The organism is Aeromonas sp. MdU4 (assembly GCF_041929505.1).
In the GTDB taxonomy this organism is placed as follows: Bacteria; Pseudomonadota; Gammaproteobacteria; order Enterobacterales; family Aeromonadaceae; genus Aeromonas.
Map to the genome: position 1 here is coordinate 98,490 of NZ_JBHFMW010000005.1, position 14,666 is coordinate 113,155.

At 60.3% G+C, this 14,666-nt stretch carries 11 protein-coding genes; 5 read left to right on the forward strand and 6 right to left on the reverse strand.

Going from position 1 to position 14,666, the window contains the following annotated elements:
- Nucleotides 1-179 precede the first annotated feature (179 nt).
- Complete coding sequence (locus ACE1BR_RS03495) at nucleotides 180-899, forward strand: TetR/AcrR family transcriptional regulator (RefSeq protein WP_374867661.1); 720 nt, start codon at nucleotides 180-182, stop codon at nucleotides 897-899.
- A gap of 373 nt (nucleotides 900-1,272) precedes the next feature.
- On the opposite strand, the gene ACE1BR_RS03500 is transcribed toward ACE1BR_RS03495, so the two are convergent.
- The 5 genes from ACE1BR_RS03500 to phnR form a co-directional block, all read right to left on the reverse strand.
- Complete coding sequence (locus ACE1BR_RS03500) at nucleotides 1,273-2,679, reverse strand: FAD-dependent oxidoreductase (RefSeq protein WP_374867663.1); 1,407 nt, start codon at nucleotides 2,677-2,679, stop codon at nucleotides 1,273-1,275.
- 18 nt (nucleotides 2,680-2,697) lie between these two features.
- Complete coding sequence (locus ACE1BR_RS03505) at nucleotides 2,698-4,434, reverse strand: putative 2-aminoethylphosphonate ABC transporter permease subunit (protein WP_374867665.1); 1,737 nt, start codon at nucleotides 4,432-4,434, stop codon at nucleotides 2,698-2,700.
- Nucleotides 4,431-5,525, reverse strand: a complete 1,095-nt coding sequence (locus ACE1BR_RS03510; protein WP_374867667.1) for a putative 2-aminoethylphosphonate ABC transporter ATP-binding protein — start codon at nucleotides 5,523-5,525, stop codon at nucleotides 4,431-4,433. Before ACE1BR_RS03510 ends, ACE1BR_RS03505 begins: the two co-directional genes overlap by 4 nt.
- 272 nt (nucleotides 5,526-5,797) lie before the next feature.
- Nucleotides 5,798-6,817, reverse strand: a complete 1,020-nt coding sequence (locus ACE1BR_RS03515) for a putative 2-aminoethylphosphonate ABC transporter substrate-binding protein (RefSeq protein ID WP_374867669.1) — start codon at nucleotides 6,815-6,817, stop codon at nucleotides 5,798-5,800.
- Between the two features lie 120 nt (nucleotides 6,818-6,937).
- Nucleotides 6,938-7,645, reverse strand: a complete 708-nt coding sequence (gene phnR, locus ACE1BR_RS03520) for a phosphonate utilization transcriptional regulator PhnR (RefSeq protein ID WP_374867671.1) — start codon at nucleotides 7,643-7,645, stop codon at nucleotides 6,938-6,940.
- Between the two features lie 253 nt (nucleotides 7,646-7,898).
- On the opposite strand from phnR, the gene phnW reads away from it, so the two are divergent.
- Genes phnW through phnX form a run of 3 tightly spaced genes read left to right on the forward strand, consistent with a single transcriptional unit; the run spans nucleotide 7,899 to nucleotide 11,294 of the window.
- Nucleotides 7,899-9,038, forward strand: coding sequence for a 2-aminoethylphosphonate--pyruvate transaminase (gene phnW, locus ACE1BR_RS03525; RefSeq protein ID WP_374867673.1), 1,140 nt, complete (start codon nucleotides 7,899-7,901; stop codon nucleotides 9,036-9,038).
- The gene (locus tag ACE1BR_RS03530; protein ID WP_374867675.1) at nucleotides 9,038-10,462 is read left to right on the forward strand and encodes an aspartate aminotransferase family protein; all 1,425 of its coding nucleotides are present in this window, start codon (nucleotides 9,038-9,040) and stop codon (nucleotides 10,460-10,462) included. The genes phnW and ACE1BR_RS03530 overlap by 1 nt, the downstream gene beginning before the upstream one ends.
- A complete protein-coding gene (gene phnX, locus ACE1BR_RS03535) occupies nucleotides 10,455-11,294 on the forward strand; it encodes a phosphonoacetaldehyde hydrolase (RefSeq protein WP_374867677.1) in 840 nt (279 codons plus the stop codon). Before ACE1BR_RS03530 ends, phnX begins: the two co-directional genes overlap by 8 nt.
- Nucleotides 11,295-11,392: 98 nt before the next feature.
- On the opposite strand, the gene ACE1BR_RS03540 is transcribed toward phnX, so the two are convergent.
- Entirely contained in the window at nucleotides 11,393-11,845 is a 453-nt protein-coding gene (locus ACE1BR_RS03540) for an NUDIX pyrophosphatase (RefSeq protein ID WP_374867679.1), read from the reverse strand.
- Between the two features lie 698 nt (nucleotides 11,846-12,543).
- On the opposite strand from ACE1BR_RS03540, the gene phsC reads away from it, so the two are divergent.
- Complete coding sequence (phsC, locus tag ACE1BR_RS03545; RefSeq protein ID WP_374867681.1) at nucleotides 12,544-14,211, forward strand: thiosulfate reductase cytochrome B subunit; 1,668 nt, start codon at nucleotides 12,544-12,546, stop codon at nucleotides 14,209-14,211.
- Nucleotides 14,212-14,666 lie beyond the last annotated feature (455 nt).

A 14,666-nucleotide genomic window follows, 5' to 3' on the forward strand; every position in this document is an offset into this window, starting at 1 on the left:
ATTGCGCGATCTCTTTATGGCTGCCCGGTCAAAAAATGCCAGCAATTGCTGCAAATATTTAACGTTTTGTTTACCATATCACATCAATCGGTGGCGAGCGGGGCGCAGTGCCCGCTTTGCTGAAGTACCAAGATCTACAGCCAGAGCGCCTGCCGATGGGCCAACAACAGGGAGGAGTGATGTCAGAGGAGTCAGTGACCGAGGGGCCGTTACCCCAAGTGTTTGCCATGCGCCGCCAACCCAAACAGCAGCGCAGTCAGGCGGTGGCCAGCCGCATCGAAGAGGCGACCCTGAGCCTGTTGCAGGAGCAGGGTTTTACTGCTCTCAATACCAACGCCATCGCCGATCGGGCGGGGGTGGGGATCAAGTCGCTCTACCACCTCTATCCCAACAAGGAGGCGATTATCGGCCGCCTCGCCATGGGGTGGCTGGCGGCGGTCTGCGAGGCGCAGCAGGTGATCCGGCTGCAGGCGACCAGCTGGCCACAGGCGCTGGTGCTGCTCGACGAGGCACTGGAGGCGCTGGAGCGCCGCTTTGTCGGCTATGGCGCCCTCTGGCATGCGATGGATCTCATTCCCGAACTGCATGCGCTGGAGCAGCAGCACGAGCGGGGTCAGATTGATTTCTGGTCATCCCTGCTGCGTGACTTTGGCTGCCGCTGGCCGGAGCCCGAACTCACGACGCTGGTGCGCTACTTCTATCGCACCGCCGATGTCACCAAGCAGTGCACCCGGAGCGATGGGGATCTCGGCCAGCAGATGTGGCTGCTGCACCGCCACTGGAGCGAGCAGCTGATTGCCGCCGCCATTGCCGAGCCCGACCCCGAGCGGGTGTGGCAGGCAAGGCCAGCACTGTTGATGGGTACGGAAGTCCCGGCGGCCGACAAGTGGCGGCGATAAACCGCGTGCAAGTGTAGCGGGCTGGCGATGTTTGCCCTGATCGGCGTGGCTCTTCGGCGTGGTTCTCTCTGGCGCGATATCCCTGCAAGGCGGCGCCTTGTCAGCCTGATTGTTGCGCAAGTGAGATGATGTTTCTTGATGGTGTTTCATTGATGAAACAATACTGCTGATGGCAGGTTGGGCACCGTGTGTGCCGCGTCTTGTCTATGCCCTCCGATGCCCTCCGATCCGGGTGATGCAGCGCGGGGCTGATCACAGGTTTTTGCCGCGCTGATGGTCTATGGCGCCAATAGCAAAGCGCCAACCCTTGGGTCGGCGCTTTGCTTGTTGCAGTCAGACGGGGCTGAACCGTGCGGAATTGGCATTACCGCAATTACTTGTCTGCCTTGCCAGCGGCATCGGCAAGTTTGGCCAGCTGTTTGTCATACCATGCCACCGGACGGTTCTCATCTTCCGCCCGCTCCTTGCGCCGGATGGCGTTGCGCACCGCCATGGCGCCCAGCCAGCGAAACGGCTCGGGCGGAAAATAGCCGCGCGGGCCGCTGACCAGCGCGCAGTCGCGCCACGGCTTGTCCTCCTCCCGCACTTCATCGCGCACCAGGGCCGCCAGGATCTGGCCGCCCATCCAGCTCTGGGCCACTCCGTTGCCGGAGTAGCCGAGGCCATAGACAACGTTGGGCTGCCCTCGCCAATGGCCGAAGAAGGGGAGGCCATCCACCGAGCGGTCGGAGGCGCCGCACCAGCTGGCAGCGATGGGCACCTCCTTGAGCGCCGGAAAGAAGCGGCGCAGGGTGCGGGTGAGAGGGGCAAGATAACGGCTCGACGCATCGAACTCGGCCAGATGGCTGTTGGCAAAGGCGAAGGTGTTGCCCCCCTTGCCCAGCATCAGTCGCCCTTGCGGGGTGGAGCGGTAGTAATGGACAAAGGTGCGGCCATCCACCACGGAGCGGCCGTGCGCAAGCTGCTGGGCGGCCAGCTCATCCGGCGCAGGGTCGGTTATCACCATATCGGAGGAGACCAGCACGATACTGCGGCGAAATTCGCGAAAGTGCTGCACCATGGCGCTGTTGAGGGCCAGCACCACCTTGCGGGCACGCACCTCGCCTTGCGGCGTTTGCACCCGTGCAGGCTGGCCCGCCTCAAGGCGCTGCATGGGGGAGTGTTCATAGACCTCGACCCCCAGCTCCCGCGCCACCCGCAGCAGACCGCGCACCAGCAGTGCCGGTTGCACCGAGCCCGCGTGGGGGCTGTAGAGCCCCTCCAGATGAACGTGGGAACCGCTCTGGCTCGCCAGTTCACCCTCTTCAATCGCCTGCCACTGGTTAAGGTCGGCGCGCTTGAGTTCCCGCAATACCGGTTCCATCAGGCCGCGCTGGGCTTCGCTGGTGGCGGTGTAGCAGGTGCCCTCGATCCTCAGCTGTGCCTCTATGTTGTGAGCTGCGCAGAAGCGGGCGATCTCGTGCACCGCCTGCTCGGATCTTTGCACCAGCCAGGCGGCCTGCTCTTCGCCAAAGAGGCGCTTTAAGGTCAAATACTTGGCCGACCAGGTGAGCAGGCAGCCGCCGTTGCGCCCCGAGGCGCCGCTGCCACAGCGATCTTTCTCCAGCACCATGATGCGTAAGGCTGGCTCGGCCTGTTTAAGGGCGATGGCGCTCCACAGCCCGGTAAAGCCGCCACCGACGATGCAGATATCGGCCTCGTGGTGGCCGTGAAGTGGCGTGGGGGGCGCGGGCTGTTCAGCGGCGAGCGCTTCGGCCAGCCAGAAGGGGAGAGTGGACATGATGACTCCTCGATAAGGTTATTGGTGGCGCCAGCGCTGGGTGCGATCCAGCAGGGCGCGGCTCAAAAAGAGCTGGAGCAGCTTGATGGTGGCAGCGGCCAGCAGGATCAGGGTGGCCATGGCGGCAGCTGCGGCGGTATCGCCGGAATCCTCCATATTGAGCACGGCGATGGAGGCGAGCACGCTGTCGCTCGAATAGAGGAAGATCACGGCCGAGGTGGTGGTCATGGCGTTGACGAACAGATAGATGAAGATCTCCAGCACTGCGGGCAGGGTGGCGGGCAGGGTGACCCGCCAGAACGCCTTCCAGAGCGGAATGCGCAATGAGATGGCCACCAGCTCCAGCTCCTTGGGCAGTTGCTTGAGGCTGGTTAGCGCCGTCATATGGCCCACGGTGTAGTAGTGGATGACGCAGGAGAGCACCATCAGTGGTAGGGTGCCGTAGAGACCGCCAAAGAGCGGATTGCCGTTGAAAAAGAAGATGTAACCCAGCCCCAGCACCATTCCGGGCACCGCCAGCGACAGCATGGCGAGCAGATGCAGCAGCTGGCGCAGCGGCGCAAAGTGGCGCCCCTTCTCCTGCGCCCAGGCCAGCACCATCACCAGCACGGTGCCGATAAGCGCGCTATAGAGGCCCAGCTGCAAGGTGTTGGTAAAGGGCTGCCAGCCATAGACGCTGTTGCTGTCAAAGGCGTAGTGATCCAGCGTTAGCCCGAGGTTGTAGGGCCAGAACTGCACCAGCGAGCCGTAAACCGCCATCCCGACCAGCGCCAGAAACAGCAGGGCCCAGAGGGTACACCAGCCGAGCGCCAGCAGATCCCGCACCTTGTGTGGCTTGGGCTGATAGGGCACCGCCTTGGTGCTGCTCTGCTCCTGCATCTTGCTGCGCACTCTGTGCTCCAGGGCAAAGCTCAACAGTGCCGGCAGCAGCAGGGTGACGCTGGCAACGGCGCCCAGCGAGAAGTTCTGCATCCCGATCACCTGCCGGTAGATGTCGGTGGCCAGCACGCTGTACTGGCCGCCAATCACCTTGGCTACCCCGAAGTCGCAGATGGTGAGGGTGAAGACCGCGATGGCGGCGCTGAGCAGGCCATAGCGGGCGGTAGGCAGGGTGACGGTGACAAAGGTGCGCCAGCCGCTGCTGCCGAGCACCCGGGAGGCTTCATAGAGGCGGGCGTCGCTCTGACCGAGCGCCGTGATAAGGATCATCAGGGCGTGGGGAAAGCACCAGAAGCCAAGGCCAATGACGATGCCGATGGGGCCGTAGATGCTCTCCCCGCCGAGCAGCCCCTTGGCGATCCCCTGATTGCCAAACCAGTAGACCAGACTGATGGCGGGCAGCAGGGAGGGCATCAGGAGCGGAATAAGGCCGATGAGGCGAAACAACCCCTTGCCCGGCATGCAGGTGCGGGTGAGGGCATAGGCGTAACCAAAGGCGATGGTTACCACCAGCGCGGTGATCAGCACCCCGAGCCAGAGGGTGTTGCCGATGGTGCGCCCCAGATGCGGGGAGTCGAAGTAGGCGCTGAAGTTGGCAAACCCTACCCAGAGGCCGTTCTCATCTTGCAGGCTCTTTTGCAGCATGGTGAGCAGCGGCAGCAAGAGGCCCCCCACCAGCAGGGCGATGCCGAGCAGGAGCAGGATCAGTTGCAGCAGCTGATCCCGGCTCCAGCCGCGACAAAGCCGCTGCCAGCGGCCGTCTTGCCGGGCTGTCGCTGGAGGCAACAGGGAGGAGGTCACGAGGGGGCCAGTCATGGGCGCTCTCCTTCAAACAGCTGCATCGCCCCGGCGGGCCAGTGCAGCGAGCAGCGCATGCCGCTGCGCCAGCCCCCCTGTTCGTGGCGGGGCAGCTCGTGGGTCGGGCGCTCCACCAGGATCTGTTGCGGGCCCAGATAGGTGTCGGCGGTGCAGATCAGGCGCTGGGCGGCGCCGAGAAACTCCACCTGATCTATCTGCGCGTCGATGCCGTGCTGCCCAAGAGACAGCTCGCTCGGCGCACTCAGGGTGATCGCTTCGGGGCGGATCGCCACCTGCAATTTGCTGCCGGCCGCCGCCCGGTTGGCGAGTTGCAGCGGTTGTTCGTTGAGGCGCACCTGAGTGGGGCTCAGCACCAGGGTGTCGAGGAAGTTCATGGTGCCGACAAAGCTTGCCACGAAACGGCTGGCAGGCTGGTGGTAGATCTCCTGCTGGGTGCCCACTTGTACGATGCGGCCACCCTCCATCACCACGATGCGATCGGCCATGGTCAGCGCCTCTTCCTGATCGTGGGTCACCATGATGGTGGTGATGCCAAGACGCTGCTGCAGGGCGCGGATCTCGCTGCGAAGGTGGGTGCGCACCAGCGCATCCAGCGCGCTGAGCGGTTCGTCCAACAGCAGCAGGCCGGGGGAGAGGGCCAAGGCCCGGGCCAGCGCCACCCGCTGCTGTTGGCCGCCGGAGATCTGGCTCGGGTATTTGTGGGACTGGGCAGTGAGATCCACCAACCCCAGCCAGTGATCGACCCGCTCCTTGATGAGATCCCGCGCCAGCCCCTGATTCTCAAGGCCGAAGGCGATGTTCTGGGCAACCGTCAGGTTGGGGAAGAGGGCATAGGACTGAAACACGATGCCAAAGTCGCGCTGTTGGGGCGGTAGCTGGGAGATATTGCGCCCCCCTTGCCAGATCTCGCCGCTGTCCGGCAGATCCAGCCCGGCGATGGCTCTGAGCAGGGTGGTTTTGCCGCAGCCGGAGGGGCCGAGAAAGCAGATAAACTCCCCCGGCTCAATGGTCAGAGAGATCCCCTTGAGGGCCTGAAAAGCACCGAACTGCTTGTTGAGATGTTGAATGTCCAGATAGGGCTGGGTCATGGTTCGACTCGCTACTGATTTGGTATATACCAGTTTGCGGGCAAAGTGTGACGGTCAGGTGATCGGGGGATGACAGCTTGATGACAGTCAAATGACATCGGGCCATCAGCACGTGGCTGGGCCCTGTGTGGATGGGCGAAGCGTCGCTAATTGAAGGCAATACAAACTCGGGAAGTTAAAACCAAAAAGCGAAGGCCAACAGCTGTTGGCCTTCGACTGGCAGTTTATTGGCAGCGGTGTGTCTGGCGTGAACAAACCGCCGCTCTTCACGCTTACTGTTTGGCTTCGGTCTTGCCGTCGAAGCTGGCGCTCCACTGGGCCAGGATGGCGTTACGCTCGCGGGCCGCCCAGCTAAAGTCGTTGTCGATCATCTGGCCTTTGATATCCGCCGGATAGCCCGCTCTCGGTTGGGCCACATCGGGAATGGCGACCACGGCGAACGATTTGTTGTAGAGGGCGTTGGCCTGCTCGGTGGCGGCAAAGTCGAGCAGCTGTTTGGCGGCCTCCAGCTTGGGGGTGCCCTTGATGATGGCGGCAGCTTCCATATCCCAGCCCGAACCCTCTTTCGGGAACACCACCTCGATGGGAGCCCCCTTGGCCTTGAGGCTGGTGGCCGGGAAGTCGAAGGAGATACCGATCACCGTCTCGCCGCTGGCGGCCAGCTTGCAGGGGGCGGAGCCCGAGTGGGTGTAACGTTCGATGTTCTGGTGCAGGCCGTTCATAAATTGCCAGCCCTGCTTCTCACCCATGGTTTGCAGCCAGCCAGCGACGCTCAGGTAACCGGTGCCGGAGGAGCTGGGGTTGGGCATGATCACCTTGCCCTTGTAGATGGGTTTGGTGAGGTCGGCCCAGCTGGTGGGCGCCGGGATCCCCTGTTTCTCCGCCTCTACCTTGTTGAAGCAGATGGCGCTGAAGAAGGCGTCCAGACCGATCCAGTGCGGCTCGGCCTTGCTGTCGCGAAAGCGGCTGTCGAGCTTGTCCAGCCCTTTCGGTGCATAGGCATTGAGCATCTGCTGCTGATCGAGCTGCATCAGGCTGGTGGCCGCCAGCCCCCACACCACATCCGCCTTGGGCTGGGCTTTTTCCGCCAGCAAGCGGGCGGTGACCACGCCGGTGGAGTCACGCACCCACTTGATGTTGATATCCGGATGCTGGCGCTCGAACGCGGTCTTCAGCTCGCTGAGCTGCTCCGGTTCGAAGGCGGTATAGACGGTGAGATCGGTCGCAGCCAGTGCCGGGGTGGTCATGGCAGTCAGCACGGCGGCGGCCAGCAGATGGGTTCCCTGTTTCATCCTCTTCTCCATATAAATTGGCTTGGTATAAACCAGATTGGTCGAGAGAGAGGCTAGGGGATCTTTATGACGTGACCGTGACAGCCCCGTGACGTTTTCCTGTTCCTGATTTGTCCGTGACTAATCCTGGGTATCCACCTCGATCTCCAGACTGTCGTGGCGCCAGTACTCCAGATCGAAGTCGAGCACCCGGCCGTGCTGATCGAAGTTGAGTCGCTCGAGGCGCAGGGCGGGTAGGCCGGCGGTGGCCCCCAGCGCCTTGGCCACCTCGTCCGGCAGGGCGGTGGGGAAGAAGCGCACCTGCATACGGGCGTAGTGGAGATCGTAATGGGCCTGATAGATCTCGGTCAGGCTGCCGTTGAGATCCAGCTCTAGCAGGCCTGGGACCCGCTCTGGCAGGCAGTGGTTCTCGCAGTAGCAGATGGCGCGTCCGTTGGCGTAGCGCAGCCGCTTGAGCAGAAACAGGCTGTCGAACGGCTTGAGCTGCAGCCGTGCCATCAGCGAGGGGGGCACCGCCTGGCGGCTTTTTTCCAGCAGCTCGGTACGCGGCTCGCCTCCTTGCTCACGTACTATCTGGTGAAAGTTGGAGGTGCGTCTGGGGTTCAAGCGAAAGCGCGGCGGGGTGACAAACCAGCCGCGGCGATCCTCCCGATAGATAAGGCCGTTCGCCTCCAGCTGCACCAGTGCCTCGCGGATGGTGACTCTTGTGGTGGCGTAGAGCTCCCCTAGCAGGCGCTCGGAGGGGAGCTTGTCGTTGGGGGCCAGGCCCCCCGCCAGGATCTGGTTGGCGAGGGCATCCTTGATCTGCAGGTATTGCGGTTTGCTCATGAAAATCCCTGTTTTTACAATAAGTTGGGCAATTTGTTGGGCACGCGGCAGGTCATCTGTCCGATCGTTAAACGGCAACATCAACATGTGTTGGTAGATACCAGAATCGCCCCTGTTGTTCAGGCTTCCTAGATTATCGCGATCCCGGCACTGAAAATGAATTTTTTGTTGCACGTAGCGCCACCCCTTTGACCTTGGCGGGGCAGTTACCCACAATGCGCTCATTCTGGTATATACCAAAAGGAGCGAAGTCATGACCCATATTCCTGCGGCCCCCGCCGCCGTCGATTACCTGCTGCTGACCCCGGGCCCCCTCTCGACCACCGCCACGGTGCGTGCCGCCATGCTGCAAGACAGCTGCACCTGGGATGCGGACTACAACCAGGGCGTGGTGGAGCCCATCCGCCGCGAGCTGGTGCGGCTGGCCACTGGCCCTGAATATGAGAGCGACTACAGCGCCGTACTGCTGCAGGGGAGCGGCAGCTATGTGGTGGAGAGCGTGCTGGGCTCGGCGATAGGTGTCGATGAGTGTCTGCTGATCATCAACAACGGCGCCTACGGTGCCCGCATGGGGGAGATGGCCCGCTGCCTTGGCCTGCGTCACCATGAGCTGGACTGCGGCGAGACCACCCGCCCGGAACCCGCCGCCATCGAGGCGATGCTGGCGCGCCACCCCGAGATCACCCATCTGGCGATGGTGCACTGCGAGACTACCACCGGCATGCTCAACCCCCTTGAGGAGGTGGCTGCGCTCTGCCAGCGCTGCGGCATTCGCCTGATCGTCGATGCCATGAGCAGCTTTGGCGGCATCCCCATCGACATGGGCCGCCTTGGCATCGAATTTCTCATCAGCTCCGCCAACAAGTGCATTCAGGGGGTGCCGGGCTTTGGCTTCGTCATCGCTCGCCGTGCCGCGCTGGCGGCCTGCGCCGGTCGTGCCCGCTCGGTCTCCCTCGACCTGCACGCCCAGTGGCAGACCATGGAGCAGCAGGGGGGCAAGTGGCGCTTTACCTCGCCCACCCATACCGTGCTCGCCTTTGCCCAGGCCCTGCGCGAGCTGGACGAAGAGGGGGGCATTGCCGCCCGCCATCGGCGTTACCGCGACAATCAGCGCACGCTGGTGGCGGGGATGGCTGCCCTCGGCTTTGCACCGCTGCTGCCAGAACAATGGCAGTCTCCCATCATCACCGCCTTCTACTCTCCGACCCATCCTGATTACCGCTTCGCCGACTTCTACCAGCGGCTCAAGGCACAGGGCTTTGTCATCTATCCGGGCAAGGTCTCCCAGGCCGACTGCTTCCGTATCGGCAATATCGGTGACGTGACGCCAGAGCGGGTACGCGATCTGCTCGCCGCCATGGCCAGCGCCTGCTACTGGCAAGGGAACGCGTGATGACCAGCATGGCGCCTCACGGTTGCGATCAGCACGACCATAAGCTGCACGGCAGTGGTCGCGCCGACAGCGAAGGGGATATCAACTTCGGCGAGGGGCGGGCGCGCTGGTGGGCGGGCCAGAGCGAAGATGTACAGGCCGGATTGGCGGAGGATAGCCGCTACTTTCTCCATCAGGCCCTCTCCACCCCCTGTCTCGATCTGCTTGAGCGCGCGCAGGGGAGCTGGCTGACCAGCGTATCGGGCAAACGGTATCTCGATTTTCACGGCAACAGCGTCCATCAGCTGGGCCACGGTCACCCCAGGGTGGTGGCCGCGGTGCAGCAGCAACTCGCCGATCTGCCGTTCGCGCCCCGCCGCTACACCAATCAGGTTGCCATTGACTGCGCCCGCACTCTGGCCGAGCTGGCCCCCGGCGATCTCAACCGGGTGCTGTTCGCACCGGGCGGCAGCGAGGTGGTGGGGGTTGCCCTGAAACTCGCTCGCTTTATTACTGGCAACAGCAAGGTGGTGTCCCTGTGGGATGCCTTTCACGGCGCCTCCCTCGATGCCATCTCGGTCGGTGGCGAGGCCTGTTTTCGCGCCGGTATGGGCCCCTTGATGGCCGGAGTGGAGCGCATCCCGCCGCCCACCCGTTATCGCGGCGTCTGGTATCGCGGGGAGGGGGATGACCTGCATTACGCCGATTATCTGGAGTACGTCATCGAGAAGGAGGGAGGGATCGGCGCCTTTATCGCCGAGCCCATCCGCAACACCGATGTGCAGGTGCCCTCGAAGGCCTACTGGCAGCGGGTAAGGGAGATCTGCGATCGCCACAAGGTGTTGCTGATTGTCGACGAGATCCCCAACGCCCTGGGTCGCACCGGCCACTGGTTCAGCTTTGAAGAGTTCGGCATCGAGCCGGACATCATCTGCCTTGGCAAGGGGTTGGGGGGCGGGGTGGTGCCGTTTGCGGCGCTCATCACCCGCGACCGTTTCAATCAGGCCGCAGCCATCTCGCTCGGTCACTACACCCACGAGAAGAGCCCCATCGGCTGCGCGGCGGCTCTAGCCACTATAGAGACAATCCGCGAAGCGGGATTGTTGGCAAAAGCGCAGGAGGATGGCCGCTTTATGGCGCGCGAGCTCGCGGCGCTTGCCGAGCGTCACTCGCTGATCGGCCAGGTGCGTGGCATAGGTTTGCTCTGGGCGCTCGATCTGGTGGTCGATCACCAGAGTCGCACCCGCAATAGCCAGGCTGCCGAGCGGCTGCTCTATCGCTGTCTGAAACTTGGGCTCAGCTTCAAGGTCTCCCAGGGCAACGTCATCCAGCTCTCGCCACCGCTCAATATCGCTCGCGCCGATCTGGTGCGGGCCATCACCATTCTCGATCGCGCCCTTGGCGAGATCGCACTTTCACCGAAACAGGAACATCACCATGACTGACTTGCAGATTGCTGTAGACCCGACCACCGACGTAGAGGCGCTGATCCTCGACTGGGCCGGTACCGTCGTCGATTTCGGCTCCTTCGCCCCCACCTCTATCTTCGTCGAGGCCTTCGCCCGCGCCTATGACTTTCCGGTGACCCTGGATGAGGCACGGCAGCCCATGGGGTTGGGTAAGTGGGATCATATCGCCGCGCTGGGCCGTCTGCCCTCGGTGGATGCGCGCTGGCAGGCCCGCTTTGGCCACCCCATGAGCCATGCTGAGGTGGACCACCTCTATCACACCTTTATGCCGCTGCAGATTGCCGCCGTGACCCGCTTTGCCACCCCCATCCCCGGCGTGCTGCCGGTGCTGGACGCGCTGCGGGTGCAGGGGATGAAAATCGGCTCCTGCTCCGGTTACCCCCGTCCGGTGATGGAGGCGTTGGTACCTGTTGCGGCCGATCACGGCTATCGGCCGGATCATTGGGTCGCCACCGACGATCTCAAGGCGGGTGGTCGCCCCGGCCCCTGGATGGCGCTGGCAAATGTGATTGAGCTGGGCGTGAGCGCGGTGCATCGCTGCATCAAGGTGGATGACGCCGTGCCGGGTATCAGCGAAGGGTTGAACGCGGGCATGTGGACGGTGGGATTGTCGGTTTCCGGCAACGAGTTTGGCGCTACCTGGGAAGAGTTTGCCGCCATGAGCGAGGCGGAGATCGCCGCCCGGCGCGCACCGGCCGAGGCCAAACTGCGGGCGGCGGGGGCGCACTATGTGATTGATACCCTTGCCGACATCGCCCCGGTTATCGCCGATATCAACCGTCGTCTGGCCGCTGGCGAGCGGCCGTAGGCCATCGGCGTGGTCTAATGAAAGAGCTCCACTGGCTTTAGATACAACACGCCCCCATCCGGGGGCGTGTTGCATTTACAGGGGGAAGCCGTGTGAGGTCAGCGGATATCGACCCGCATCAGGGGAGAGGGGGCGTTGTCGACAAAGTGGTGCCAGATATGGTCGTAGAGCGCCTTCTGGCCGGGGAAACTCACCAGTGCCTTGGCCTCGGCTAAGGAACACCAGCGATAGTCTGTGTGCTCATCGTTGAGGATCACCGCCTGATTGGGCGGGCAATAGACCACAAAGACCGGTACCATCTCTATCGTGTTCAGGCTCGCCTCGTAGAACTGCTCCAGATACTGGCCGTTGTAGAGCTCGGTGACCCGGATACCTGTCTCTTCGCCAAACTCCCGAATAATGGTCTGCCAGCCGGTTTCACCCGCCTCCACCGTGCCCGCCACATGACACCAGAAGCCCCCCTTGACCCGTTTCATCAACAACATTCTGGTCTCGCCATCGACAGTGGAGAGGGCGACGCCGGAGACAGCTTTGCAGCGAATGGGGATCATAGTTCACCTTTGTGACATTGAATGAGTTATTAGTTGATGGTGGTATTTTGGTCGTGATGATAGAGCCCATGAAGTGGTGGGCAGGATTCGAATATCATTTGAACGGTTGTGGATGCAATACAATATATACCGATATGTCTGATGACACTCGATGAATCAAAACAAGGGCGCGAACAACATATTCTGATACCTTTATCGCCAGCGGCATGGGGCGGATTTGATATTGGTATTTTGTGACAGATGTGGCAATTTATGTGAAATATTGTTTGGTGATTCTAGTTGCTATTTGATTGTCGTTGAAATGGGTCCGGGAAATGTACATGGCCCAGGCCTCTTGGTGAGAGATGGGGCTAACTGTGGCTGTTGTATGTACTCATCCTGATACATTTGCCAGCAGATAACTGTTTATTAGTGAATTGGATGAAAAATAACCGATAGACGTTGTTATTATCTATAGAGTGATAGCGGTTGATATATCAAAGCAACGTGCTGAAATTTGCGGTATACATCAAGGTCTGTATAGTTTTTTTTAGCTAAAATCGCGAACTGACTAGCGGTAGCATATCCCGCATGATTCCTGCACATACGAGGCATATGTGTTCTGCACTTGCTGCCATCATGGACATCGGCCTGCACAAATTTATTGCAACAGTTGTCATTTTTCAAATATCAAAATATGCATTCACTCGAGGTTTTAAATGACGCACTTAACGCGCGAATGGTTTAGAGGAGGGCTGTTCTGTCTGGTGCTGATGCTGGTTTCGCTTCCCTCTTTCTCTGCATCGGAGCAATTGAGTTCCAAGGTTGAAACGCTCAATCAGGAGTGTCTGACCTGCCACGCAGACAGTGGCATTGATGCGTCATGGTCAAAAAAGGCGCCCAATGGTCTTTATATGGCTGCGGATGCCTACCACAGCAGTGTCCATGGCAATGTGCCTTGTATTGCCTGTCACCAAAGCAAACCGGGTAGTGAGGGCTTCAAAGCGCTTCCTCACGAGATGGTGCCTCAAGCCGAGAGTACATGCGAAAACTGTCATGCGATCGTGATGCATGATTCGGTACACGCAATACAGCAAAGTGTGCATCAAGAGGCGTTTGCCAAAGAGACGTTTACCTGTACGTTTTGCCACGATGCACATGCTATGAGTACGGGTGACAACACGGGGCGCGTTCATAGTGCTCAGGTGCAAAAAAGTAACCTACTGTGTACCCGATGCCACTCGGTCGATGGGGTTGAGTCACCGCTGGTGAAAGAGAAAGGATTCAATTTAAAACCCCTGTTGCACAGCTCTCTGCCTTACACCGCGCTTCATCTCAAGAGTCTGCGTTGTATTGATTGTCACGCTGATATCAATGACGGTTCGTTGCACCGGATTATGCCTGCTTCACAAGCCATTGGCTGTAAACAGTGCCATGGCTCGGGGGCACCGCTGACGAAACGGCGTGACCAGTTGAGTTCCGCTGAAGGGATGCCGCGCCAGACCCTGGCTGGCAAGGGAGGGGATGATCCGGTACTGGATGACCTCATGGCCGAGGTTCTTGCACCCCAGCCTCTTGTGAGACAAATGGAAGGCGGCTGGTTTACCAATAGTTACATGATTGGTAATAACGGTAGCGGACGTTTTGATGACATTTATGGCTATCTGCTGGCCGGTTTTGTGGGGCTGCTGCTTTGTCATGGTCTGGGTCGCTATATCACCCGTCGTGCGCCTGATCCGAAGGCGGTAATGGAGAAACATTATCTCTATACCCTGCCTGTCCGATGCTGGCACTGGCTGAATGCACTTTGTTTCGTCGTACTGTTAGTCAGCGGATTTACATTGCACTGGGGAAGTGATCACCTCTTGCTGTGGGTAAATGTGCACAATACGGCAGGCTTGTCATTGTGCGCAGTCTGGCTCGGATTTGTAGTGGTCGCCCTGTGCGGGAACGGTCATCATTATCGGGTGCGTATGGAGGGAATTGTGGGCCGGATCTTCTGCCAGACCCGTTTCTATCTGTATGGTATTTTCCGTGGAGAGCCACACCCTGAACATGCTTCACCGGCCGCCAAGTTCAATATTTTGCAGCAAATGGGATATGTGGGTGTGATGTTTACGCTGTTACCGCTGCTGATTGTCACGGGTTTGCTGATGATGTATCCGGACTTGACGCCGGAACATATTTTAATGCTGCCGGGTAAAACAGTAGTCGCATATCTGCACTATGGTATCGCTCTGGTGATGATCATGTTCATCGCAGTCCACCTCTATTTGTGCAGTACCGGCGATACACTGTGGGCGTTACTGAAAGGTATGCTCGACGGTTACCACCGGACGCTCAAATCGCCAGGTGCTGCGTCTGAGCAGGAGAAGACAAAAGAGTAAGTGACAGGTGGTGGGAAGAGAATTGAGCGTTCTTTTCCCGCCCCGTATTGATCTGTGGTGTGATGTGACAGGACTATTAACACCGCCTTCGATTGTTTGAGTCGGTTGTACAGTGCCCGGCTGTGGTTACTGTGTAATGCGGCCATACCATTCTTATTTGATATCTTTCCTTGCCCTAAGTCGATCTTGGCCAAATATGCTGATGGTGGCCTGCTGTAAACACGATGCATGATATGCGGGCTGTTTGAACCGATATGCGAGATATTCAATCCATGGGGCCGTCTCGCAAGACGGCGCTAACCAAGAGTGTAATCTGGATATATTCCATTGGCCGATGATATGCCTGCCTCTGGCAATAGCCACGTGGATTATTGATGTGGTGGGTGTGGTGCTTTGCTCACGACGCGATACCAAACCAAGTCGTTTTCTAATGTGCCAATAGCTACAGCAAGCAT

Coding starts and splice junctions, on each gene's coding strand:
- ACE1BR_RS03500 (WP_374867663.1), bottom strand. CDS start 2,679: ATGTCCACTCTCCCCTTCTGGCTGGCCGAAGCGCTCGCCGCTGAACAG.
- ACE1BR_RS03505 (WP_374867665.1), bottom strand. CDS start 4,434: ATGACTGGCCCCCTCGTGACCTCCTCCCTGTTGCCTCCAGCGACAGCC.
- ACE1BR_RS03495 (WP_374867661.1), top strand. CDS start 180: ATGTCAGAGGAGTCAGTGACCGAGGGGCCGTTACCCCAAGTGTTTGCC.
- ACE1BR_RS03530 (WP_374867675.1), top strand. CDS start 9,038: ATGACCAGCATGGCGCCTCACGGTTGCGATCAGCACGACCATAAGCTG.
- phnX (WP_374867677.1), top strand. CDS start 10,455: ATGACTGACTTGCAGATTGCTGTAGACCCGACCACCGACGTAGAGGCG.
- ACE1BR_RS03540 (WP_374867679.1), bottom strand. CDS start 11,845: ATGATCCCCATTCGCTGCAAAGCTGTCTCCGGCGTCGCCCTCTCCACT.
- ACE1BR_RS03515 (WP_374867669.1), bottom strand. CDS start 6,817: ATGAAACAGGGAACCCATCTGCTGGCCGCCGCCGTGCTGACTGCCATG.
- phnR (WP_374867671.1), bottom strand. CDS start 7,645: ATGAGCAAACCGCAATACCTGCAGATCAAGGATGCCCTCGCCAACCAG.
- ACE1BR_RS03510 (WP_374867667.1), bottom strand. CDS start 5,525: ATGACCCAGCCCTATCTGGACATTCAACATCTCAACAAGCAGTTCGGT.
- phnW (WP_374867673.1), top strand. CDS start 7,899: ATGACCCATATTCCTGCGGCCCCCGCCGCCGTCGATTACCTGCTGCTG.
- phsC (WP_374867681.1), top strand. CDS start 12,544: ATGACGCACTTAACGCGCGAATGGTTTAGAGGAGGGCTGTTCTGTCTG.